The following is a 21,185-nucleotide window of genomic DNA, read 5'->3' as shown; positions in this document are numbered from 1 at the left end:
CGGCGGGCGGACGCCCGCGAAGCTAGACGGCTAGGCCATCGGCAGAGGGGTGATGGGGCGGGCGATCATCATCGTTGGCAGCGCGGTCATTGGCTGCCGCGTGCCATCCGCTGATGGGCAGGCGGAAAAGGGGGGCAGGGTAGCGGCTGACCTTCACGGTCCGCACCGCTTCCATTGCGACGACGAATTCATGCCCACAGGCATCGGGGTTGCGGCAGTGATAATATAGTTCCCGGTAGGTTGCGCTGCGCTTGCCGATGGTGCGCGCGAAAGCGCGCCCCCCGCACGCAGGGCAAGTCACATGTGGCATTTGAACCGATCGTCCCGACATTCTTAGCGTCCCCCGCTGTATCCCTGCGCGGCCCCATTGCCGGGCAAGAAGGATTTCAGCCGACCCAGAAGGCGGGTCAGGCGGACCCCGGCTTCTTCCGTTTCGGCAATGGCGCGGTGCACGGCGGTCGGGGACGCGCCGGGCTGAATGATCTGGATGCTTGCGCCGATCGCATCGGCGGTTTCGCGGGAGACGGCGGCGATGTCTTCGCCCAGCGCGGCATGGCAGGCCATAGACGCGGCAAGGGTGACGTTGAGTTGCCGGGCGTAGCTTTCGAGGATCGGCGCATAGTCGCCGCCAGCCTCAATAAAAGCGCGGTCCAGGGCGATGGCCTGATCGAGCGTCGGCGTGCCCTTCCGGTCACTCTCGCTCCAATGGCGCAGGGTGCGGTTGGCGCGGCGCGTGATGCGCCCGGCGTCGGCCCAGCCAACCACGGCGATGACCGTCGTGATGGCGAGCGAGAAGGAGAGGGGGGCGCGGACCTTGGTCACCAGTCCCAACTCCGTTCGGCATGGCAATCGTCGCAGACGTCGCTTTCGTCGTTCGATGTGCCGCAGTCGATACAGGCTTGCAGTTCCTGCTGGCCCTCGATCGGGCGGAAGGCGAGAACGTCTCGCAGATCGATCTGATTGGCCCGGCAATCTTCATGAACGACGCCGCTGGCATCGACGGTCATCAGGCGTGCATCGCCCGCAATTGCGGGCAGGGCGAAGCGATCGATACGGACCATGCGATAGCAGTCGATGAAGCTGTAGAGCGGCATGGCGAACCCATCGCGTTTGACCATGACGGTACACATCATGACTCGCCTTCAGCTTCAGGTGCGACGAACGAACTCAGGATTAGGGCGCGGGCGGCATCCCCCGCGTGGCGCATCTCGTCCCATGCACGGCCGGTACGCCGATCATCGCTGCCGTACAGATCATGAGATTTGCGATAGTGGGCTTCGGCATCCGCAAGGCGGCTCAGGTGCGCCAGAGCGTCATCATGCTTGGCAGACAGCTTATCATACTGTGCCGAGCAGGTTGCTTCCGATTGCTGCCATAGTTCGGCATCCGTTGCGGGCTTCTGGCTCATGCGCCGGGCCTTCCGGTGGCGCACATGGCGAAGAGGAGGGGCATGGCGATGGCGAGGAAGATCGCGCAGTCTGTGACACCATAGGGCCAACGTTTGCCGGTCGCCGCGTTTTCGGGGCGGTTCGTGGTGGCATCGTCGCTTTGCAGGTTGCGGCGGGGCGGTGCCTTGATGATCGTATTCATGTCCGGTCTTGCTCCATACAAGGGCGGTCCGATCGGGCGGGAGTAGAGGCCCGCCCGATCATTTCCTGAAAATCGTCAGATGGTTGGTTCAGCGGCGCACCGTTGCGAATCGGCTGGCCGATCGCAAAGGACGAGCGCGGGCGTTGGCGGTAGATCGGCATCGGCGGCGTGTGGGCGGCCGAGGGGGAACACGACATGTTCGGCCGTGATGGGCAGGCCCAGCTTCAATCCTACCGCCAGTACATGGGGCTGCTTTTCTGCCGGGATGCGTCCGACGCGCTTCCATGCAGCGACGTTCGAAGGATGTTCTCCAAGCTCACGCGCCATAGGGCGGATGCCGTTGAAGTGTTCGAAGATAGTCGTATGACGTTCCATGCCGGAAGGCGTATAATATTTGTATACGCCAATCAATACATAAATTGACCGGACAGCGTGCAAAAACTTCGTACACCTTCAGACATGCCTGCTGTCGGTCCGAAACTTAAAGCCCTGCGCCTACGCGCGAAGCCAGCGCTTTCCATCAGGAGGATGGCCGAAGAACTTGGCGTCGGCCATTCGCGATACCAGTATTTCGAAGATCCGAACCGATACAAGAAAGCGGCGCTACCAATCGATTTGACGCGGGCCGTAGCAGAGGTCTTGACGCGCTATGGGGTCGATCCAGCAGAGGTGATGGTGTTAGCTGGCCTTACCGACACGGAGGCCGAACCCGAAGCCCGCGAAATCGAATCGCAGCGTCCGACGTTCCTTTCGATTTCGCTCCCGGTTATCCTGCCTAGTGAAGTCGCCCTGCGCGATATGTTCCGCAGCCTGCTCGTGCTGGTGCCGGAAGGGGCGTCGAAGGACGAAGCCGCTGAAATTCTCGCTCGGCGGCTGCCAGCTGGGCTTGCAGCGATCGGACCTCTCTCGCTCGATCAAGCGTCGGTCGCATCGCTTGCAGGCGGTGCAATTCCTCAATCTCCCGCCACAGATCGTCCCGAATCGCGACCATAGCGGCGCAGCGAACTGTGCATGTCGTGCAGGCATGTTCGCATCCTGGCGTCAATCTGATCGCTTTCCAGTCCACCTGCGCGCCTTTGCGTGTTCCCGATTCGTTCTCATATTGGCAAAGCAGGAACATGTAGGAAAGGGATCAATAGACAAAACGGGCAACAGGCTGCACGGCATAGCCATCTGCAAGAGAAGGCTCAGCTTTCGATGGTGTTCAAAGGGCGTCGTTCGAAACGTGAAAGAAGGCACCGCGACACGGCAAATCAAGGGGATTTTTATCGCCGCCCGGCGCAGGCGCGAGATATTAGTTGGGTCCGAACTGCCCTGATTTGACCATGTCATACAGCAGCAGGTCTACAGTAATATGCTTCTCCAGCACTCGTCGGACCAGATTATTGGTCAGATCGATTTCCGATCTTATGATGCCCTTATTGACATGCTGATCGAAGGCTCGAGGAGCATATCCTGCGGCGGCTGCTATTTTAGGCATCACACGGGGCAGATCATCAACAGTGGTCACGAAATGAAATCTTTTCAGATTTTGAGCAACAAATCCGATGTCTCTAAGACTAAGGGGATTAAAATTTCCAGAGTCGCCGATGATGAACCGAGACTGCATATTATTCAATAGATGAAATCCAAATGGCGGCAGTCGAATTAGTAGTTCATCCAATTCATGCACGCTTTCCAGTGATGTTTGACTGACCAAGTCCACAACCTCTCTCACTTCCGAAGCTAATTCGGATTTCTCCAACGCCCTATGATCTAGCGAGTATCCTTTAAGCCACTTCAATTGACTTGTAATATGTTCATACGGGTCACGCAAAATCGTGAAGAGAATATCATCTTTATCAATGTCAGAAAAGGCCCCGTAAAATAAATGCCCTGACAAAAACGAAAAGTTCTCCAATAAATTCTTTACGGTATCCCCGCCATATACATCATGTTCAGCGAAAGATTTTGACTTGTTTTCACCAACTAGTGCGGTGAAATATTCATTCACCGAGGAGCCTGCTGTCTTCGGGATATGCATAAAACATAATTTTTTCGGCATTGCTGTGTTGGACCTTGTTTTTCTTGCTGCCGATTCTTCCAAAAGCTGCTTCCTCCGGTTATGACCAGACGAGCGTGGGCGGAGGCGTTGTAGCGATTTTAGCACCGTAGCGGCGCTATCATGCCTGCCAGCCGCCAGCAAAAAATCGAAGAGGACAGATAAACGGTTATGGTTTGGCTTCCCGGACTCCGAAGTGAGCTCAGCGACTATGCCATCTATGAACTCGTCATCGGCAGATTGGAGATCAAAATTTGATGGATAGGTGTTCTGCCCGGCAGACAGGATTATCAAATTATGGTATCGGAAAATAGCCTTGACCTTCGCGGCAAAAGTGCTCGCCTTCTCCGCAGGGAATCTCACTGCTTTTTCCCGATGATCGATATCCGCAAATAATTGCGAAAAGTACCCTATCACGGTCGTTTCATCCTGGCGACTTCCTCCTCCAAACTCCTCAAAAAAAGACGTCTGGCTGTCTTCGACGATGTACAATCCACCGGGTTTCAGACTGCTGAAAAGTTTTTGGAAAGAATAGATCACGTCGCTCATGACGTGGCTTCCGTCGTCGATCACGACATCGAACGGACCATATCTCTCAGCTATTTCGCGGAGGAAATCTCCATCCGATTGAGAGCCTGTCTCAATCGAGACCCGAGGCCCCAAGTTCAACTCTTTTTTGAAAACATCGATGCCGACTATCTTCCCCTGAGGGAAGAAATCCCGCCACATCGCCAGCGAAGCCCCGCCCTCATGAGGATCGTCATACCCCCCCACGCCAATTTCCAATAAGGAAATTGGGTGGGAGCGCAGATCCTTCAAATGATCCCAATAAATACCCGTATAGTCGTGTATTCCGAACTTATCGGTACCATGCCGTATCGCCAAGGACTTAAGCGGATTTTCGTTTTTAGTGTCGGTCAAAATAATATCAATCCATCTCAATACAACGATGTATGGAAGCGGCGATATTATTGAAAACATCACCGACATTTGTTTTTCCGTCGAAGAACCAATCTACTAGCGGCTCTGTGATCAAATCATCGCTTTGGCTTGCTACACTTTTAAGCAATCTTGCAACGGATACGGGATCGAACTCGCTGAAGCTTGTTATCCCTGAGTGAACGGCAGCGGGATCGCGGCGCTCATATGAATTTGCCACGACGCGCATCCCATGGGCTGCCATCTCCAGCGGAGGATAGCTTGGGTGAGGCGATATCATTAAAGAAATGCCAAGTCGGGCGTTTGCAAGCAGCAACTTGTAATCTTCCAATGACATTCGCCCGCGCACATCAATGCGCCTGGCGCTCTTCAATGCGCTTTTATCGAAGTCCTCGCCAATGGCGATCCAACGCCAATCCTTCCAATAGGAATAGTCGCTGTGATAACATTCATCGACGATGGCATCGAGGAAGTCGATGCTATTTCGCGCGGCGTGCGGGCGTGCGTATAATAAAACAGTTTTGTCTCGCGCCGCGTATGGCAAAATATCGGACGGCATAAGGTCGTGATTTATTGGTGGTTTATAGACGATGGACCCGTCAGAAATTCTGTGATTTGCGAAATGCTCTGCTAAAATCGGTGTATTAAAAACTGCGATCGTTCGATCGAGGTGATTATACGTATCATCACAAAGCTTGAACTTGGTTGACCAAGCATTGAAACCTCTTTCATCGTCCTGCACAAGATAGACAAGCTTTCTGTGGATACCATCCGTTCCGAATATCTTGTTGGCCTGATTAATTAGATCGAATGCTTGCGAAGCATTCCACCAAGCTGATGCAACAAAAAAATCCTTCTGCCTGAGCGTCAAAAATTCACCCAGCTTATCGCAGCCATTTACGACGCTATATTTCGTTGCTTCAGATTCCTCAAAGCTTTCAACCAAACGGAAGCCGTTGGGAGGAATGAACATATTGCTAGGCGGGACATCGGTCATGATGATGCGACCGCTCCAGCCCTCACCGAGAGCCGAAAGTGCCCCTACAAAAAGCCTGATGGCTTCCGATACGCCCGCGTAGCCCACCGAAGTGTCGGCCGTGGGGATAAGCAGGTTTAGGCGTGGCGCTCCAGCGGTTTTGCAGGCAACAAAATTCCGGGCCTCAGGATGATAATCGTGAAGGACATTATGCCGGCGCCATGCGCTGGGCAGGCGTCGCGACGCTGCATCCATAGCGCTGCTCGTCAGCGCGTATCCCTCAGCATAGTTGGCGGTGGTCGTCCTGACGAAACTATGCCCAGAAAGTTCGCAGATGTGGAAAAATGAACGCTCAATAACGTGGGCCAACGTCCCATCGACTTGCCCTGCCTCCGGATCAAAATGCGCAAGCGACATATTGAGATCGAGCAAAGGAGCCAGCGCAGCTGAATCGAACCAGAACATCGATCCTGACGGGAGTTCAAGGGGCATTTTTTCTGAAAGTCTGCCACCCATTGCCGAGATTAGATTGCCTGCTCGCTCGCGATTGCCGCCCCAGTTCAGAAGAGGTTCTAGCGGCGCAAAATCCACGGGGGCGGACATCCCTATTTCGGGCGACATCAGCGCACGGATATGGCCGCTGACGATCTCACGTGAGCCGGCGAGTTCGTGAAATAGATATTTCCTCCATTTCTCAAAGACCTTTCCGTAATGTGGCGACTTTTTTGTATGTATATGTAGGCCGTAACGAACCTCTCGAATTCTATCCGCAAAGCCAATCAGAAAGGGTGCGATGTCACGCCCGCGATTCTCCGAAATACGAACCTCTAAGGCTCGATCCGACAATCGTGGAAACTCATGAACTATCTCTTTGTATTTCGCCTTGGTATTTGTTGATATAAAGACCTTGGCATGAGCAGGCATGTTGTTTGCTACTTGCGCTATATCCGCCAAGAGATCAGTATAAAAGACATGGGCGAAAAGCCCCACTTGATCATCAATTTTTATCAAATCTTGGCCGGCATCAATTTTAAGCGCGCACTTGTTTATTCTTTTTATGACATTGCTGTCGATGGGGCTATCATGATAGGGGCTTATATTTTCTGATAGAAATTTCTTTAAATATGCCTCCAAAACGGTCTCGCCCAGTGCTGGCGTGACATGCTTCGCGATAGCCGAGTGATCGAGAAGGGGGTGGGTAATCACTTGCTCGCGATTACCGGACCGAACATAATGTTCCAATGGGGCGCAATTGGCTGCCGCGACGTCTGGGCGCCACGCGACATAAGGCTCATCCCAAAAAAGAGAATGTGTTCTCAGACCAGGTGCGGGCTGATCGAGATAATCTGACAGTAAAGTTTCCGAAATATCTGATGCGTCACGACATGTCAGATACACCGCATTGTCAAAAAGAATATGTGGATTGATCTCGTTGTGAAACTTTATGTAATGTTCAAGCGTCGTTAAAATATTATTCCGAAGGTTTTTGTCCTCGATCTGACTATTTATATATTCTGCATCGATAAGAATGTGTGTGGATATATTCTCTTTGCTTTCCTTTATGACATATTCCGACATTAAATTTTGGTTATTGCTTCCAATTGACGAGGCAAGTTTATTTAAATCAAAATGGGGATTGGGGGAAAAGCCTTTCAATATGCCAGTATTGATAAAGTGAGAAAGTATGTCTTTTTTCACATCATATCTTTTTGCGTACCATTTGTTCCATATCAATCGACTGGTGGAAATTTGGTCCTTTTCAGGATGCAGCAAATATTCCTGAAGCGCAGCATCAATGGATATATTTTCGTTGTTTTCAGAAACGAAATCAGGATCGAACAAGGGGTGCGGCCGTGCACCCAGCCGTTGGCCAACATCCAAATAGTCAACTAAAGCCTCTTCGAGAGCTACTTCGCGACGATAGTACGCCTCAGAAAATTTGACATAGAAATCCGGTTCAAATATTTGATTGGGCTTTTGTCCTTCAAATCTTCCAAAACAAGTATAGTGGACCGCGCATTCGCTTTCATCAATTTCTGGATATTGCTCTGAATAATAATCGTAGTCGATGATTCCATCGACTTTCTTGATATGATTTTCAAAATCACTCTGAACCTGGGAGAAGTCGGCAGCAGATTTAAGGTGGAAAACCATCTTTCCGGTGCGATCATCAACCGCGTATATCTCAATAATATCCAAAAATTTTTCGTGAACGGGAAAGCGGAAGTCAATTTTGAATCCAGCCAAGCCGGTTCCAAATCCTGCAATTCGGACGTCTTCTCGAAAGATAGCCGTTTGCGAAGATCCAATTAGAACGTTGCCCAATTTGGCGACTATCGTATTATAGACAGAATTATCACCCGAATAATACCATCCGGTGCAGCCATGATTATAAAATCTATCAATGCAACCATTTGGTTCTAATGCTTTTACGGAATATACGTTGACAGAATCTAAAGGTAAATTTTCGTCAAAATTAGGTTCTGCGATTTTTTCCAAGATATTTAACTTTTCTGGAAATTGATCGTCATTGTTGAGATCAACTGCTGTAAATTTTGATACCAATTTCTTGTTATTTGCAGTTGATTTTTTATTTCTTCTTGATATTTTCTGCTTGACCAATAATTCAACACTGGCTTTTTCGGGTGAATTTTCGGAATTTTCACTTTTGTCTGAATCTCCAAGCATTTAGGCCTCCCAATTTGGCTACATTTGCTGTTAATTTTCGTCATATCTGATGAGCCATTTCGACGCCACTCTAAGTTTGTGCGCAGGCGGCCATTTTGCTGTTCGCTGAGCATGAACGAGCGTTATATGATCAGCTGGCCTCCATTTTAAGTTCAGATATAAATCCTGCCGTTTTATCGATCCTGTGAGTCGCTTCCGAGATCAACCATGTGCGCGCATCGATTACGTCCTTGTAGCCGCTGACTTTCACGCGGGCTTCGGGGATGGCGTCGGCGCGGCCCAAGGCCAGTTTCAGATCAATGGTGGCGGGGGCGCGCTTGATGCGTTCTCGTTCGGCGATGGCGGCGCGCCGGGCGGATGCCTCGTCGGCATGGATTTTGCGCAAGCTTTTCGCGCCATCGGCCTTACCGATCGTCACCGTCTGGCGTTTTGCTTTCTTCTTGTCATGCCAACTGGCCCTCACACCTTCCTGACCGTCGCGGGTTTGTCGTTGCCAAATATGTCGGTCGCCGTCGGTGCGGTGGATCGTCAGAGTCGGCAGCGCTTTGCCGCTGGTGGTCTTGCCAGCCCCCTTACGCGCGAAGATTAGTCGTTTGTCCTTGATGGTCGCCACCGCGTCATTCTCGCGCCCCAGGCGGCGCAGGAAGGCGAGGTCGCTTTCCCGGCTCTGACTGATCGACGGCAGCGCGATCGACGCGAGATCGGCCGCCATGCGTAAGGTGAGGCCATTGCGCCCGGCCACGTCCTTCAGCACCGCGCCCAGGGTCGTGTTTTTCCAGCTTTGCTGACGTCGGTTGCGGATTTGACTGGTGAAATCGGCCGCGCGCGCGCGAACAGTGATCTGATCTGGCGGGCCGCTGTGCGCCACATCGTCCACCTTGTAGCTGCCCTTGTCGATCAGGCCGACCGTGACGTCGCGCCCCTGTTTCCAACCCAGCTGCACATGCAGGACCGCGCCTTCCTTCGGGATGGCCAATTGCCCGTCCGTATCGTTCAACACGATATCCAGCTGGTCGGCTTCGTCGCCCCGCTTTTCGGAAATGGACAGGGAGACTAGGCGCGGTCGCAGGCGGTCAGACAGATCCTTGCCATCCATCGTGACGCGCCAGTCGGCGATGTTGCTGATCCGATCGGTCATGCCGGTGCCTGGACGATATTGCGGGCCGCCGGATCATCGACGCGTAGCAGGTTGATGGCGAAATCGATGCGCCGGGCGCGGCCATCGGCCATCAGCAAGGCATGGCGCTCATCAATCGCGGTGATGACGAAATTGCCGTAGATGAGACCACCGCCGTCGAGCAAAGGCAGCGCTTCGCCATCATCGGCCATGGCGCGCAGGTCATCGAGCGATCCGCGCCCATCGGCAATCTCGTCGTAGACCGCGCCCGACAGGCTGATCGTCTCATCGCCGGGGCCGGTATATTGGGTGGCATCGCGCGCGCCGACGCGTTGGCTGCGCGCATGCTGCCAGTCCGTCCTGCGCTGCATTTCATCATGGGCAAGCGTCCCGATCTCGAACAGGAACATGCCGAGGGCCATCAGGTGCATGGCATCAATCTCCGCTGTCGCCGAAGCCACGCCCGCGCCGTTCGCGCTCGATCTTTTCGATGGCCCGCGCGACGGCGTCTTCAATGTCCTGCGGGTCGCCGGTCACGCCGTGGAAATGGAGGTTGTAGGTTGCGGGTGCGGACGGCGGCGCGCTGGCGGCCGATCTGCCGGGCGATTGCGCGGCAGCGGGCGCGGTGGCGGCCATCGCGGTTCCCATAGCGCCCACGCTCAAAGCCCGCGTCATCTGGCCTGACAGATCCGTGATGCGTGACAGAGGGCCGGATGTATTGGCCGCCAGACCTTGATCCAGCCCTGCCATGACGAAGCCGCCCAGCCCGGCAAAGACGCGCGATGGCGAATGAATGCCCAGCTTCTCCTTGAACCAATTCGCAACCGAACTGGCCGCGTTCACGATTGTGGATTTGAGCGCGGCCAGCCTGCTGGTGATGCCCCTGATCAAGCCGTCAATCAGGTTGCGGCCGAAACCAGCGAAGTCGAGATTACGCAGGTAGCCCAGCGCTGGCGCGAACGCCTCGATCAGGAGGCCAAGCGGGGTGAAGGTCATGAAGGCGTCGATCAGGAAGCTGATCGCCCCGCTGACCATCGCCTTGATGCCTTCCCACAGGCCACCGAACCATGCGGAGATAGCGCCCCAATTATCGTAGATCAGATAGGCGGCAGCGGCGACGGCGGCGATGGCCGCTACGATCAACAGCAACGGCCCCAAAGCGATGCCCAAAGGCGCAGCAGCGGCAGTGAGGGCTGCAAACGCCAGCGCAAGGCCGCCCAGCAGGATCAGGAGCGCCGCCCCGGCCCCCATGAAGATCATGATGCCCTTGGCCAGCAGCGGGTGTTCCTGCGCCCACGCGCGCATCGTCTTGGTTGCTGAACTGATGTAGCCCGACACCTTGACGACGGTGGGCAACAGAAACTGCCCCATGGTGATATTGAGCGCCGACAGGCCGTTGGTCGCAAGGCCAACAGCGCCTTCGCTGGTGGCGATGGCAGACAGAAATTCCTTGTTCATCGAACCGGCATATTTGCTGCGGTCGCCGACCATATCGAAATTGGTTTTGAGCTGATCGAGGCTGGTCAGCATAGGTGCGATAGCCGCCACGCTTTCGGAACCGAACAGTTCGGTCAGCAGCCCGGCCTGTGCTTCCTTCGGCAGCTTCTGGATCCGTTCGAGGACATTGGTGATCGCGCCGCCCGCGTCCGTCTGCATGTCCTTCGACATTTGCACGGCGTCGAGGCCCAGCGCCTTGAACGCGGCCTGTTGCGATTTGGTCGCCGCTTCCCCCTTCGTCAGCGCCAGCATCATATTCTTGATGCCGGTCGCGCCGATCTCCGATTCCACGCCGACGCTGGACAACACCTGACTCATGGATGCAATCTCAGCCGCCGCAAGGCCGCCGACTTTGCCCAGCGGACCGATGCGCGTCACCATGTCGGTCACCGCGCCGACATTACCGCCGTAAGTGTTGGTCAGCGCGTTGATCTGGTCGGCCAGCGATACGACGTCATCCTGCGTCAGGCCGAACGCAGTCCGCCATTTAGCCATGTTATTGCCCGCATCCTCAGCGGTGCTGTCGAAGGCCACGCCCATCTTGGCCGCGTCTTCGGCAAAACGCATCAACTCCTCGCGCGGCACGTTCGCTCGCCCGGCAGCGGCGACGATCTGGGCGATGCCTTCGGCCGCCATCGGGATCCGCGTACTCATGTCGAGGATGTCGTTCGACATCTGGCTGAACGCTTCGGGCGTCGGGAAGTCCACGACCTTGCGGACGTCGGCCATGGCGCTTTCCAGCGTCATCGCCTGCTTTGTCGCCATGACGATCGGCGCACCGGCGGCGGTGCCAGCGGCGACCATGCCCAGCCCCATGCCGGTCGCCTTTTGACTGATGTCGTTCAGCTTCTGACTGTTGCGGTTCGCCTTGTCCATTTTCTCAAGGCTGGCTGTCTGCTGGCGCAGGGCGTGGTTGGCGTCGGCCGTGCGATCGGCGAGACGCCCCTCATAAGATGCGAGTTCGGCGATGTCGATCCCGGCGGCCGACAGCTTGCCGGACAGCTGCTGCAATTCAGCGCCGCCGGTGTCGATTCGCGCAGTCAGCTGGGCGGCCTGCTTTTCCGTGCGCGCGAATTCATCGCGCAGCTTCTTGGTCGGCTTTTCCGTCGCCTCCAACTGTTCGCGCAGGGCGGCAAGCCGCGTCTGGGTTTCCTGATATTTCCGGCTGTCGTCAGCGAAGCGGGTTTCGGCCGCTTTATACTTCCCGACCTGCTGTTGGAGGGCATCCAGCGATTTGAGTTCCGCCTGCGTCTTCGCCAGATCCCGGCGCGCGCCGGATGACGCGCCGGTGATCGATTTGAGGGGCGATGTGACCTTGTCCAGCGCCTCTAGGATGATCTGAAGACGAAGATTCCTGTCCGCCATTATCGCTTTCCGGTTTTTTCAGGGGGCTTGGAACGGCGGGCGGCCTGTTCGCGCCAGCCCATCAGTACGGACAGGTCCATTTCGTCCATGGCGGCGGGCGGCCAGTGAAAGATGATCGCCACATCCGCCATCGCGTCGTCTACTGACCGAGGACATCCATGCGCTGCGACTTCTGCAGCAAAAAACTGCCGATCTCCGCACCGCAGGCGAGAAGGTCCGCCACTTCCATATTGCCGACTTCCGCTTCGGTCAGCGGCGGCACGGTGATGCGGGGCAGCACCTTGGTCAGTGCGTCCACCTTCAGCTGGCCCAGATCGACCAGCGACAGGCCGCGCAATTCGCCCGACCGGGGCTTGCGCAGCTGCAGGGTGGCGATCGAGGTTTCGCCACGCTGGATCGGGGTGTCGAGGGAGACGGTACGGATCAGGGGATCGGTGGGTTCGCTCATGATGATTTCCAAATGCCAGGAGGGGGAAAGGCCCGGCATTGCGCGCCGGGCCGGAAGGATCAGAAGATGCCAATCCCTGCGCGCTGCTGGGCGGTGCGGTCCACGCCGCCGACGATCTCGACCATATTCAAAGGGTCGATCTCGATTTCGGTGCGGCCGTTCCAGACCAACTTGTAATAGGCGACGGCCATGGTGATGCCGAACTCGCCCGGTTCGCCTACTTCCTGATCGCCCATTTCGATTTCGGAATAGCGACCGCGCACGATGACCTCGATCGTGTCGACCGCAGCGGTATCGTCCTGCTGGTAGGATCCAGCGAAGCGCAGATAGACGCCGTCGATCGTGGGTGCGCCCCACTGGCGCAGGACGTCGCGGACCGGGCCGCCGAAGGATGCGGACAGTTCCATGGCCTCCATGCCCATGTCGATCTGCACTTCGCCGCTCATGCCGCCGCCGCGATACCCTTCCATCTTGCGGGTCAGGGTGGGCAGCGTGACGGTCTTGGCTTCGCCACCATAGGCAAAGCCCTCGTTATAGAAATTCATGTTCTTGAGGATGCGGGGCAGTCCCATGGCTGGCTCCTATGCAAAATGGGATGTCGGATGGGCTTCGCGTCAGACGACTTCGACCAGTTGCTTGGCGAAGTCGGCGAAATAGCTGTCGGTGATGCGCTGGTTGAACCCCAGATCCTCCAGCGGCGGCGGGACCGTGTAATCATAGTCGATGCGCAGCTTGCCAGCCTTCAGGTTGGCGATGCTGTTGGCCGCCTCATCGAACCACGCATTTGCGCCAAGTATGACGCCCGCGCCCTTCAACTGCCGGAAGAAGCCGTTGATTGTTTCGATGATGTCCTTGGCCAGCGCCGGGGTCAGCGGCTTGTCGATCGCCCACATCATCCCGTTGACGATGGTGTCGGCGATTAGCTGGGCCACGCGCACGGTGCTCTCGAACACGAACTGACTGTCGGGTGCAGCGGTCGTGCGGTTGCCCCAGAAGCGGAACCCGCTGTCGGTGCGGATCAGAGCCGTCACCTCCTTGGCATTGAGCAAGCCCGCATCGCTGGCCTGATCCTCGATATCCCAATAGATATCCTTGGTCAGGCCCACGACGCCCTCAACCGGAACGTTTGACAGCGTCTTGTGTGGCCCGGTCTGGGTGTCGATCAGCGCGCGCAGGCCCATGGCTCGGGCAGCGGCATAGCTGGTGACATTGGCGTCGCTGGCCGTGTCCCAAGCGACAAAATCGGGCATCAGAAGCATGAGTTCACGGGCGCTGAAAAGGGCGCGGTACGCGATGGCTGCACCTACCGTCTCGCCGATCGCGCGGGCATAGGCGAAACCGCGCAGCTTCTGCGCCACGACGCCCAGCGCTGTAGTGACGGCCTGCGTTTCGAGGCCGGGGGTGCCGAGGATCTTTGGCTTGACCCCCAGCTGCGCCTGCGCGGCCAGCAACGCCTGCATGCCGGTCTTGAGGCCGTTGACATCGCTGGTGCCGATGACATTGCTGGCGGTTTCCGCTGCGTCATCACCTTCAGCCACGCGCACCACGACGATGATCGGGCGGGCGTGGTCGGCAATGGCGCGCAGCGACGTGGCAAGGGTGCCATCCGTGCCAGCGAGACCGATCGCCGCTTCCACATTGGTGATGAGGGCCGGGCGGTCGAGCGGGAAAACAGTTGCGTCAGCGTCGGCCGCAATCGCGACCAAGCCGATGATCGCGGTCGACACAGCCGTTAGTGTACGGGGGCCATCGGCGATTTCGATAAGGGTGATACCATGTTTGAAAGCCATGACGGTTCCTTAAGCTAGAGGGTGAGAGGCAGGACGAGGCGGGTGCGGGCATTGGCGGGCGTGACGTCAGTCCGGTCCGCGATGATCGTAAGGACTGCCGAGCCGGGTCGGTCGCCTGCCGCGACGCCGACGCGGCGCAGGCGGATGCGATCTTCGTGCCGGGACATGGCGACAGCCGTCGCCGCATAGATCCGCAGGATGTTCGCGGCGGTCATCGGTTGGTCGATCAGGTCTGGTAGCAGCGAGCCATAATCCCGGCGGCCGACCCGAAAGCCTATGGGCGTCGTAAGGATGTCAGAAACCGACTGGCGAATATGATCTATGCCATCCAACTCAATGCCTGACATGCGCGACATCCCGGCCATCAGACTGGCGCTCCGGTCTGAGCTGTGCCTGCCTGCACGCCGCTATGCTTATGGACTTTGAGGCTTTTGCCGCCGCCTACGACGTCCTCGCCCGCTGTCGCCGTGCCGCTGATCGAAACATCATCGTTGACGGTGAGCAGGCCATTAATTGTGACCGGACCGTTGATGGTCGCGCCGCCGGGCGCGTTGATCGTTGCCGTGCCACCTGCGGTCAGGCTTACGGCAAGGGCGTGGGTTGCATGGTTGTAGCTGATGGTCGCCCCATCGGGCATGTCGATCTGGACGACGTCGGGATCGTTAGACGGAGCCGGATTGGCGTTGGAGTAAAGTCCCAGCACGACAAAGCCGTTTTCGAGATCGCCTTCGGGGGACAGCACGACACACTGTTCGCCAACAGAGGGCGGCGACCAGCAGCGCGTTCCCGCCGCGCGCTGGGCTACCCATGGCAATTCGCCTGTGATGAGTTCGCCCAGCGTGACGGTGCAGGTCGCATTGCCATGATCGACCGTGGCGACGACGCCATATTGAATCGCGTCGCCGATCTGCTGTTCTGGATCTGTGGAATACGCCATGGAGCGGACCATGACGCGGGTGTCAGAACAGTTCGCGCCCCTGTATTTGGACAGCTGGCTGTCCAAATAGACATTCGTGCGACGAGGAGCCTTCCTCAGTCATCACCGCCGATGACATGCTGCTCTAAAAACTACCTGGAAGCGCGAATGAAATAGGAACGTTGGAGGACGTATGATGTAATTGCCGGGGCAGTACCGCAGTGGAGAGCATTTTATTGCTGCTGGCGGGTGATATCGAAAGTTCTGCAGGCAGCCCTCTTCAGGTGCTGGAAAACCCGGACGACTGATCAGCGGTGGAGCGGACTGCAGCCGAAGCTGCGCCATGGTTCGCTCCAACTCTATAGTCCCTCTTCTCAGACAACATTGCACGAAGACCAGCTGCCGCGCGATGGATGACAGCGCGAAATTTCAAAGGGATGCATTCACACTCACATGGCTACCGTTGATCTCGACTGGACCTAATTGTTGGTGACCGGAGATCATTGCTATCCCCGCACGCACTGTCAAATCCGACGTCACTCCATTTCGCGCCAAAAACTCTCTGATTGCCGAAACTGCGCGGTCTGAAGCATCGCCTCCTATCGAGGCGAAAGTTGCATGATGAAACCCATTATCTTTAAGTGATCTAAGAATTTCATTTAATATCGTAGCGGTAACCTCAAATCTCTGCCGACCAATATTGACAACATTGTTGCCACTCCCACTGTGGTTTTGATTAAATATCGGTCTATCCATACCCCCCCTCCTCTTAAAAATGCATGCGGTTGTCACCGCCGCCGCTATGGCTTTGATTAAACGTCCCCGCTGGGGAGCTAGGCGAACCAGATTGAGAAGGCACTTCAGTCGGCGCATCATGCTGTTTTCGCGGCCAGAACGACCACGCAAGGAGTAAGAAACCTAACAATGTCAGCATCAGCGGCAAAGCCAGTGGTACGTTCATGACTGTTCTCCAAGCATCATGGGCATCTTGCGGTAGGTTTATCAATCCGATGCTCGAGTTACAAATTGTCCAGATAGCATTGGACACAGTGTATAACGCGCTACCAATACGCGGTAAATATTTGTTGCTCACCGCCCCTCAACCGATTGTGCCGCGAATCATGTTGCAGAAGAGGATACATTGCGGGGTTACATGTGCAAATATTTCGTCTGTTCCATGTACACCGTTTCGAGCGGCGTCCCGAACCGATTGGCGATCAGCACGACGGCATCGCCCGGCGCGCTGCCGTCCCGCTCTGTCCCGGTCCATTCGGCTATTGGCGCTCGATCGTCCTTCATGATCGTGTCCCAGACCCGAACGGTTACTTTGGTCTTCTTTTTAATGACCTCATAGCTTTGCGCCGCCATCGGGGTTTCCGTACCGTCTGGAGCGAAGTAGCGAACATTGAACATGCTTAATATCCCGAACTGTTGGGGGTCTTTTCGACGGCGATCGAGAATGAGCCGGCGGGAAGCGTTCCCCCGCCATCGTTGCGCACTCGGACGACGACGTTGTTGTCGCCATCACAATTGCCGGTGATCGTGAAGCCTGCCGCCACGCCGCTGAAATTGACGGTTACATTGTCGACAGGACGCGCGCCCGCGACCGTAACCACCTGGGATCCGACAGCACCGGCCGCAAGCGCACCGATGGTCGATGACGCCGATGCGACAAGCCTTGGCCCGCGAAACGATCGCTGGCCCGGCGTGAAGAGGTAGTTCCCATTTTTGTTGCCGAACACCTTGTTGGTGTGGATATCGATGGCAACCATGGCTGGGCCGCCGACGATGAATTCAGCATAGCCGTATTTCTGGGTCGGCGTCGCCTGGGTGTCGGCCAATGTGTTGTCGGTCCAGACACTCTGCGAACTGGCATAGCTGACGCCGTCATGGACGATCGACACCAGCTCGACGCCATAACCTGAAATCTGGCCGTTGTTCAGCGCCGTGTTTTTCTCGCCGCGAATTCCGAAGCCTCCGCCGCCGAAACCCGATCCGGCATTGTAGGCCGAGTAGCAGTTCGTAACTTTGCTGAGCGGTGCCCAAATCTCGAAGCCCGCCGGATGCACCGCGTTGATATCGATACCGTTACCGCCCACCGCACGGCAGCTGTCGATGATGTGATTCTCACAGCCGACATTGGGACCGAAGGTTAGGCCGCCACCAAACTGCCAGTTTGCCACATCATTTTTATAATGCACCCCCGCAGCGCCATTGCTGAGAAAACCGCTGCCGCGCAGGATATTCTCACTGAAGCTGTAACTGGTCGGGAGGCCGCTGGCGAAACTGATGTTACACGCCTGATTGTAGCGCGGGCTGGGGGCAGCGAAAAAGCGATTACGCTCGATCTTGAAGCCGGTGCCGCCATCGACCGCCAAGCCGATACGCTGCGCACCGATACCGCGGATCTTGCAGTCGGTGAATTCCCAATCCTCGCACAGCTGGAAAGATATTGCCCAGTAGATGTTTCCGGGGTTGCCGGTGCCGAACGGATAGATGCCGCCGGTCAGATCAAATCCCATGCTGCTGGTCGAGCAACCTTCTTTGTTCTGGCACGAGACAAGACCTGACAGGTTGGGGAACGTCACGTTCTGAAGCGGGCAGATCACCGAGACATTTTTGCCCTGACCCTCCCATGGGCAACCGCCGCGGAAAACGCCGTTCGGCCGAACCGCATATTTTCCTTTGGGGAAATAGAGCGCGCGCCCTTCCGATGTCGCATAGTCGTCGGCCGCCTGGATCGCATCGGCGTCATCGGTTATGCCATCGCCCTTCGCGCCGAAATATCGAACGTTCACCGCATAGTCGGTTTCGCGCATCAGTATGTGGCCGCCAGCCTTTGCCTCCGCACCCATACGGATCACGCCAATCGTCTGGTCAAACATGACCTCAGCGTCGGGGAAGATGAACAGTGCCACCGCGCTCAAAAATGCGCGGGCGAGTTTACGCCTTGCCATCGGTTTTCTCCCCTAAAGCCGACAGCGCCTTTTCCAATTCCTGTATCTGCGCGTCTTTTTTGGCTGCACCAGCCTGCGCACGCGCGAGATCGATAACCATCGAACCGATTTGCTGTGCCAAAATCTGCTCTATTTCGTTCATGTCATCAGTCCACGTAGAGGATGAATGCACCGGGGGGCGGCGAGTTGGCGGCCCGCACAGTTTTCAGCGAGCCGTTGACCACAATGGCGACAGGGTTAGCGTCTTCGTCGGTGACCCCGAATGCGTTGGCACCATTGCCATTTTGAACGACGAGACCGCCGTTGGTGAAAATGACCTTGCCCGCAGGCTCGCTGGCATCTGACCGGATTTCGCCGCCGTCACGATTGTCATTTGATCCAAGACCCCAACCGATCCCATGCCCCAGCGCCTGAGCGCGCAGGCCGATCGCAGACTGGACGAAGGTGATATCGTTGGCATCGAGCGCATAGCCGATTGACACACCCGACCCGCCTTTGACCGAGATCAGTGCGTTATGTGTGCCGTTTTTGAGAGCAAATTCATTGTCCGGGCCGATCCCGAACTGCAGTCCATTCAGGAACCCGGCGCCACCGACCTGACGCGCTGACCAAAAAGCCGCATCGATCGCCGATCCAGATCCGACTGACGTCCGAACATCGACAGACTGCACTCCGACCTTGCGCAGCACGATCGGGGCGCGGACATCAACATTGAACTCGCCACCAACAACCTCTGCCGAGGCGAGACCCGTTACGCCGACCTGCGCATAGCCCCCGGCACCGAAGACATTGCCAGATGCATCCGTCCGGCCCATACCCTGAATGCCGACGATGAACTGGCCGACCTTGCCATGTGCCCGTGCGTCACAGACGATATGCAGCCCTTCAAAATGGCCCGTCGCGCCTTCCTGCAAAAGCTGCCGAAACGTCCAGCCATGGGTGAATGCGTCAGGATCGCCGGACCCTCTTGTAAAAACGATGCTTTCATCCACATCGTCCCAGGTGGCCGAGTTTTTTCCAGCCGGGTTGTCATCCTGCACCGGCACGTTTTCATTGACCGGGCCGCGAATGATCGCCCTGCAATTCGTCGCGGTGCCTTCGAAGCGAACGGTGCGGGTTGCAGGATTGCTGCCGACGAGACGGATACGCACATCGTTGCGGTTGCCGTGGATGGCCCCCAAGGCATTGTCGCTGCTACAGTTCACCAGCATTGCGTCGATCGAGATGTTGGACGGCAGGCCGGACAGGTCCGGGATAACCAGAACAGGGGCTTTGGAGACACCCCGAAGGACATTACCGTCGCCGGTGATGGCGGAGACATCACCCTGCACCACCAGGCCGTTGTCTGCGTCGTCCACCACATTGCCGGAGATGACCCCGCCACGCACCGATGATCCGAGGCCGATCGCATTGGCGATGATCGCGGACGCATAGCCCTCTGGCGATCGGATGCCGATCAGGGTAGCGTTGGTAACCTGAAACGCGAAGCTGTCACCCTCGCCGCCATCGGTTGCCATGCCGCTGACCTGAATGCCCTGGGCGATTTCTTTGCCCGGATCGTTGCGCACGGTGACCTTGTCGACCTTGACGTTGCCCGCGCCTTCCCATGCGTCGAATCCGCAATTGCGGACGTTATGCGCATAGCTGTTGGTGACGATCGTGTCCCTGCACGCCAGAAACGCGGTAGCGTTCCAGCCATTTTCCACGCTGACATTATCGACCAGCACGCCGCGCACGCCGCGCATCAGGATCGCGTGACCCTGATTGCCTGCGCCTGCATCGTCCCGGATGTACTTGCCGCCGACGATCTGGATGCTGCTGTCCAATATCTCGTCCGCATCCCAGTTCGCATTGGCGATGAGGAAGCCGACGTCAGGACGCGTTTCGCCGTTCAGCGTCTCCTCGATCCCACTGTCGATCCAGGCTGCGGTGTTGGTACGCAGGACGCAGCCGGGATCGATCAGCAGTTTCGTCCCGGCCCGCACCATCATCGTCTTGCGGATGAAAAGCGACATCGGTGGGATCGCGATCGTCTGCCCCGCAAACTCATCCAGCGCTTCCTGAAGATAGCCTGTCAGATCTACGCTGGGCGAAATCGTGCGATTCAGCAGTTCGTCCCAGCGGATGCGAGGCAACTTCTTCAGGATCGAAACAGGTGCGAGTTTTTCGCGGAGAAGGACGTCGCCGCCAATCGCTTCGCCGTCGCCCGCCACGAAGCCGCGCGTTTTATCATGCAGGACTTCGCCGGGGGCGAGCATGATCGACGCCGAAGCACCGGTTTCATCTTTGGGAACAGCGCGTCGCTTCATCAGCCCCACGCTCCATCGTCTTCGATTCGGGCCGTCGCATCCCACAGCCCGTCATCGAACATGTCGCTATAGCGCTTCAGCGCAGCCCCGACGGTGCCTTCGGCATAATCTGCGTCGAGATCGAAGCCGACCATTCCGGCCCCCTTTGCCACGTCCCCTGATTGCAGATCGGCCAAACGGACACGCATCGCTACAGCCAGCGATGACGGATAGCTGCCCAGCAAATCTGAACCGGGCGGCGTCCGGCGATAAAGGGTCGCAAAATCCTCGCCACCCGCGCGCACACTGAAAATGTCGCCTGCAACCGTTGCAGCTTCGCCCAGCGCGATCGTATCGAACAATGGCTTTGACAGGAGGGCGGCGAGCGCGGCCAGTTCAGCGCGCGTGGCGCTGTCCTGCGCTGCATCGACAAAGGGTTCGGCAAGAGCGCTCATAACGCCATTAAGAGGCGCGCCGACCGTGCGCCCGTGCTGGACCATCACGATGCGTTCCGCCCCGGTTGGGGTTGCTTCGGGCAGATCGGAAATCTTGCTCATGCGTTTTCCTCGCGAG

At 56.9% G+C, this 21,185-nt stretch carries 25 protein-coding genes; 1 reads left to right on the top strand and 24 read right to left on the bottom strand.

Annotation, left to right across the window (positions count from 1 at the left end):
• Positions 1-22: 22 nt before the first annotated feature.
• From F4U95_RS25510 to F4U95_RS03570, 6 genes are all read right to left on the bottom strand, one after another.
• Complete coding sequence (locus F4U95_RS25510; protein ID WP_161600363.1) at positions 23-310, bottom strand: ogr/Delta-like zinc finger family protein; 288 nt, start codon at positions 308-310, stop codon at positions 23-25.
• Positions 311-333: 23 nt separating this feature from the next.
• The gene (locus tag F4U95_RS03590; protein WP_150424603.1) at positions 334-822 is read right to left on the bottom strand and encodes a hypothetical protein; all 489 of its coding nucleotides are present in this window, start codon (positions 820-822) and stop codon (positions 334-336) included.
• Positions 819-1,133: a hypothetical protein gene (locus F4U95_RS03585; RefSeq protein WP_150424602.1), complete on the bottom strand. Its 315-nt coding sequence runs from the start codon at positions 1,131-1,133 to the stop codon at positions 819-821. Before F4U95_RS03585 ends, F4U95_RS03590 begins: the two co-directional genes overlap by 4 nt.
• Positions 1,130-1,408 carry a hypothetical protein gene (locus F4U95_RS03580; protein ID WP_150424601.1) on the bottom strand — a complete coding sequence of 93 codons (279 nt, stop codon included), beginning with the start codon at positions 1,406-1,408 and terminating at the stop codon, positions 1,130-1,132. The genes F4U95_RS03585 and F4U95_RS03580 overlap by 4 nt, the downstream gene beginning before the upstream one ends.
• On the bottom strand, positions 1,405-1,590 hold the full coding sequence (locus F4U95_RS03575; protein WP_150424600.1) for a hypothetical protein: 186 nt from the start codon (positions 1,588-1,590) through the stop codon (positions 1,405-1,407). Before F4U95_RS03575 ends, F4U95_RS03580 begins: the two co-directional genes overlap by 4 nt.
• 75 nt (positions 1,591-1,665) lie before the next feature.
• Positions 1,666-1,965, bottom strand: coding sequence for a carph-isopro domain-containing protein (locus F4U95_RS03570; protein ID WP_150424599.1), 300 nt, complete (start codon positions 1,963-1,965; stop codon positions 1,666-1,668).
• Between the two features lie 153 nt (positions 1,966-2,118).
• On the opposite strand from F4U95_RS03570, the gene F4U95_RS03565 reads away from it, so the two are divergent.
• A complete protein-coding gene (locus F4U95_RS03565; protein WP_150424598.1) occupies positions 2,119-2,583 on the top strand; it encodes an XRE family transcriptional regulator in 465 nt (154 codons plus the stop codon).
• A gap of 301 nt (positions 2,584-2,884) precedes the next feature.
• On the opposite strand, the gene F4U95_RS03560 is transcribed toward F4U95_RS03565, so the two are convergent.
• From F4U95_RS03560 to F4U95_RS03480, 18 genes are all read right to left on the bottom strand, one after another.
• Positions 2,885-4,552, bottom strand: a complete 1,668-nt coding sequence (locus F4U95_RS03560) for a class I SAM-dependent methyltransferase (RefSeq protein ID WP_150443113.1) — start codon at positions 4,550-4,552, stop codon at positions 2,885-2,887.
• Positions 4,553-4,559: 7 nt separating this feature from the next.
• Positions 4,560-8,234 carry a rhamnosyltransferase WsaF family glycosyltransferase gene (locus F4U95_RS03555; RefSeq protein WP_150424596.1) on the bottom strand — a complete coding sequence of 1,225 codons (3,675 nt, stop codon included), beginning with the start codon at positions 8,232-8,234 and terminating at the stop codon, positions 4,560-4,562.
• Positions 8,235-8,364: 130 nt separating this feature from the next.
• On the bottom strand, positions 8,365-9,210 hold the full coding sequence (locus tag F4U95_RS03550) for a contractile injection system protein, VgrG/Pvc8 family (RefSeq protein ID WP_343032315.1): 846 nt from the start codon (positions 9,208-9,210) through the stop codon (positions 8,365-8,367).
• 158 nt (positions 9,211-9,368) lie between these two features.
• A complete protein-coding gene (locus F4U95_RS03545; protein WP_150424594.1) occupies positions 9,369-9,782 on the bottom strand; it encodes a phage tail protein in 414 nt (137 codons plus the stop codon).
• A gap of 4 nt (positions 9,783-9,786) precedes the next feature.
• Positions 9,787-12,213: a phage tail tape measure protein gene (locus tag F4U95_RS03540; protein WP_150424593.1), complete on the bottom strand. Its 2,427-nt coding sequence runs from the start codon at positions 12,211-12,213 to the stop codon at positions 9,787-9,789.
• Positions 12,213-12,344, bottom strand: a complete 132-nt coding sequence (locus tag F4U95_RS03535; RefSeq protein ID WP_150424592.1) for a GpE family phage tail protein — start codon at positions 12,342-12,344, stop codon at positions 12,213-12,215. The genes F4U95_RS03540 and F4U95_RS03535 overlap by 1 nt, the downstream gene beginning before the upstream one ends.
• A gap of 8 nt (positions 12,345-12,352) precedes the next feature.
• Entirely contained in the window at positions 12,353-12,661 is a 309-nt protein-coding gene (locus F4U95_RS03530) for a phage tail assembly protein (protein ID WP_150424591.1), read from the bottom strand.
• 59 nt (positions 12,662-12,720) lie between these two features.
• Entirely contained in the window at positions 12,721-13,233 is a 513-nt protein-coding gene (locus F4U95_RS03525) for a phage major tail tube protein (RefSeq protein ID WP_150424590.1), read from the bottom strand.
• Between the two features lie 42 nt (positions 13,234-13,275).
• Complete coding sequence (locus tag F4U95_RS03520; protein WP_150424589.1) at positions 13,276-14,451, bottom strand: phage tail sheath subtilisin-like domain-containing protein; 1,176 nt, start codon at positions 14,449-14,451, stop codon at positions 13,276-13,278.
• 14 nt (positions 14,452-14,465) lie between these two features.
• On the bottom strand, positions 14,466-14,798 hold the full coding sequence (locus F4U95_RS03515; protein WP_343032314.1) for a GPW/gp25 family protein: 333 nt from the start codon (positions 14,796-14,798) through the stop codon (positions 14,466-14,468).
• A 17-nt stretch (positions 14,799-14,815) separates the two neighbouring features.
• Positions 14,816-15,388 carry a phage baseplate assembly protein V gene (locus F4U95_RS03510; RefSeq protein ID WP_150424587.1) on the bottom strand — a complete coding sequence of 191 codons (573 nt, stop codon included), beginning with the start codon at positions 15,386-15,388 and terminating at the stop codon, positions 14,816-14,818.
• A gap of 408 nt (positions 15,389-15,796) precedes the next feature.
• Entirely contained in the window at positions 15,797-16,123 is a 327-nt protein-coding gene (locus tag F4U95_RS03505) for a hypothetical protein (RefSeq protein ID WP_150424586.1), read from the bottom strand.
• 13 nt (positions 16,124-16,136) lie between these two features.
• Entirely contained in the window at positions 16,137-16,328 is a 192-nt protein-coding gene (locus F4U95_RS03500; RefSeq protein ID WP_150424585.1) for a hypothetical protein, read from the bottom strand.
• Positions 16,329-16,516: 188 nt separating this feature from the next.
• Positions 16,517-16,780, bottom strand: coding sequence for a hypothetical protein (locus F4U95_RS03495; RefSeq protein ID WP_150424584.1), 264 nt, complete (start codon positions 16,778-16,780; stop codon positions 16,517-16,519).
• A 2-nt stretch (positions 16,781-16,782) separates the two neighbouring features.
• The gene (locus F4U95_RS03490; RefSeq protein ID WP_150424583.1) at positions 16,783-18,324 is read right to left on the bottom strand and encodes a glycosyl hydrolase family 28-related protein; all 1,542 of its coding nucleotides are present in this window, start codon (positions 18,322-18,324) and stop codon (positions 16,783-16,785) included.
• Positions 18,311-18,466 (bottom strand): hypothetical protein, encoded by a 156-nt coding sequence (locus tag F4U95_RS24535; protein ID WP_161600362.1) that lies wholly within the window; start codon positions 18,464-18,466, stop codon positions 18,311-18,313. Before F4U95_RS24535 ends, F4U95_RS03490 begins: the two co-directional genes overlap by 14 nt.
• A 4-nt stretch (positions 18,467-18,470) precedes the next feature.
• Positions 18,471-20,633, bottom strand: a complete 2,163-nt coding sequence (locus F4U95_RS03485; RefSeq protein WP_150424582.1) for a hypothetical protein — start codon at positions 20,631-20,633, stop codon at positions 18,471-18,473.
• The gene (locus tag F4U95_RS03480; protein ID WP_150424581.1) at positions 20,633-21,169 is read right to left on the bottom strand and encodes a hypothetical protein; all 537 of its coding nucleotides are present in this window, start codon (positions 21,167-21,169) and stop codon (positions 20,633-20,635) included. Before F4U95_RS03480 ends, F4U95_RS03485 begins: the two co-directional genes overlap by 1 nt.
• Positions 21,170-21,185 lie beyond the last annotated feature (16 nt).

It is taken from the genome of Sphingobium limneticum (assembly GCF_008710165.1).
GTDB classification, from domain to species: domain Bacteria; phylum Pseudomonadota; class Alphaproteobacteria; order Sphingomonadales; family Sphingomonadaceae; genus Sphingobium; species Sphingobium limneticum.
The sequence above is the reverse complement of the archived record's forward strand: the minus strand, read 5'-3'. Positions and strand labels throughout refer to the sequence as shown.

What these genes read in the sequence shown, in the direction of transcription:
- F4U95_RS03525 (WP_150424590.1), bottom strand. Translation starts at nt 13,233, where the DNA reads ATGGGACTGCCCCGCATCCTCAAGAACATGAATTTCTATAACGAGGGC.
- F4U95_RS03585 (WP_150424602.1), bottom strand. Translation starts at nt 1,133, where the DNA reads ATGATGTGTACCGTCATGGTCAAACGCGATGGGTTCGCCATGCCGCTC.
- F4U95_RS03505 (WP_150424586.1), bottom strand. Translation starts at nt 16,123, where the DNA reads ATGGATAGACCGATATTTAATCAAAACCACAGTGGGAGTGGCAACAAT.
- F4U95_RS03510 (WP_150424587.1), bottom strand. Translation starts at nt 15,388, where the DNA reads ATGGCGTATTCCACAGATCCAGAACAGCAGATCGGCGACGCGATTCAA.
- F4U95_RS03520 (WP_150424589.1), bottom strand. Translation starts at nt 14,451, where the DNA reads ATGGCTTTCAAACATGGTATCACCCTTATCGAAATCGCCGATGGCCCC.
- F4U95_RS03580 (WP_150424601.1), bottom strand. Translation starts at nt 1,408, where the DNA reads ATGAGCCAGAAGCCCGCAACGGATGCCGAACTATGGCAGCAATCGGAA.
- F4U95_RS03540 (WP_150424593.1), bottom strand. Translation starts at nt 12,213, where the DNA reads ATGGCGGACAGGAATCTTCGTCTTCAGATCATCCTAGAGGCGCTGGAC.
- F4U95_RS03515 (WP_343032314.1), bottom strand. Translation starts at nt 14,798, where the DNA reads ATGTCAGGCATTGAGTTGGATGGCATAGATCATATTCGCCAGTCGGTT.
- F4U95_RS25510 (WP_161600363.1), bottom strand. Translation starts at nt 310, where the DNA reads ATGCCACATGTGACTTGCCCTGCGTGCGGGGGGCGCGCTTTCGCGCGC.
- F4U95_RS03500 (WP_150424585.1), bottom strand. Translation starts at nt 16,328, where the DNA reads ATGAACGTACCACTGGCTTTGCCGCTGATGCTGACATTGTTAGGTTTC.
- F4U95_RS24535 (WP_161600362.1), bottom strand. Translation starts at nt 18,466, where the DNA reads ATGAACGAAATAGAGCAGATTTTGGCACAGCAAATCGGTTCGATGGTT.
- F4U95_RS03575 (WP_150424600.1), bottom strand. Translation starts at nt 1,590, where the DNA reads ATGAATACGATCATCAAGGCACCGCCCCGCCGCAACCTGCAAAGCGAC.
- F4U95_RS03495 (WP_150424584.1), bottom strand. Translation starts at nt 16,780, where the DNA reads ATGTTCAATGTTCGCTACTTCGCTCCAGACGGTACGGAAACCCCGATG.
- F4U95_RS03480 (WP_150424581.1), bottom strand. Translation starts at nt 21,169, where the DNA reads ATGAGCAAGATTTCCGATCTGCCCGAAGCAACCCCAACCGGGGCGGAA.
- F4U95_RS03535 (WP_150424592.1), bottom strand. Translation starts at nt 12,344, where the DNA reads ATGGCGGATGTGGCGATCATCTTTCACTGGCCGCCCGCCGCCATGGAC.
- F4U95_RS03490 (WP_150424583.1), bottom strand. Translation starts at nt 18,324, where the DNA reads ATGGCAAGGCGTAAACTCGCCCGCGCATTTTTGAGCGCGGTGGCACTG.
- F4U95_RS03530 (WP_150424591.1), bottom strand. Translation starts at nt 12,661, where the DNA reads ATGAGCGAACCCACCGATCCCCTGATCCGTACCGTCTCCCTCGACACC.
- F4U95_RS03485 (WP_150424582.1), bottom strand. Translation starts at nt 20,633, where the DNA reads ATGAAGCGACGCGCTGTTCCCAAAGATGAAACCGGTGCTTCGGCGTCG.
- F4U95_RS03565 (WP_150424598.1), top strand. Translation starts at nt 2,119, where the DNA reads ATGGCCGAAGAACTTGGCGTCGGCCATTCGCGATACCAGTATTTCGAA.
- F4U95_RS03570 (WP_150424599.1), bottom strand. Translation starts at nt 1,965, where the DNA reads ATGGAACGTCATACGACTATCTTCGAACACTTCAACGGCATCCGCCCT.
- F4U95_RS03555 (WP_150424596.1), bottom strand. Translation starts at nt 8,234, where the DNA reads ATGCTTGGAGATTCAGACAAAAGTGAAAATTCCGAAAATTCACCCGAA.
- F4U95_RS03545 (WP_150424594.1), bottom strand. Translation starts at nt 9,782, where the DNA reads ATGCACCTGATGGCCCTCGGCATGTTCCTGTTCGAGATCGGGACGCTT.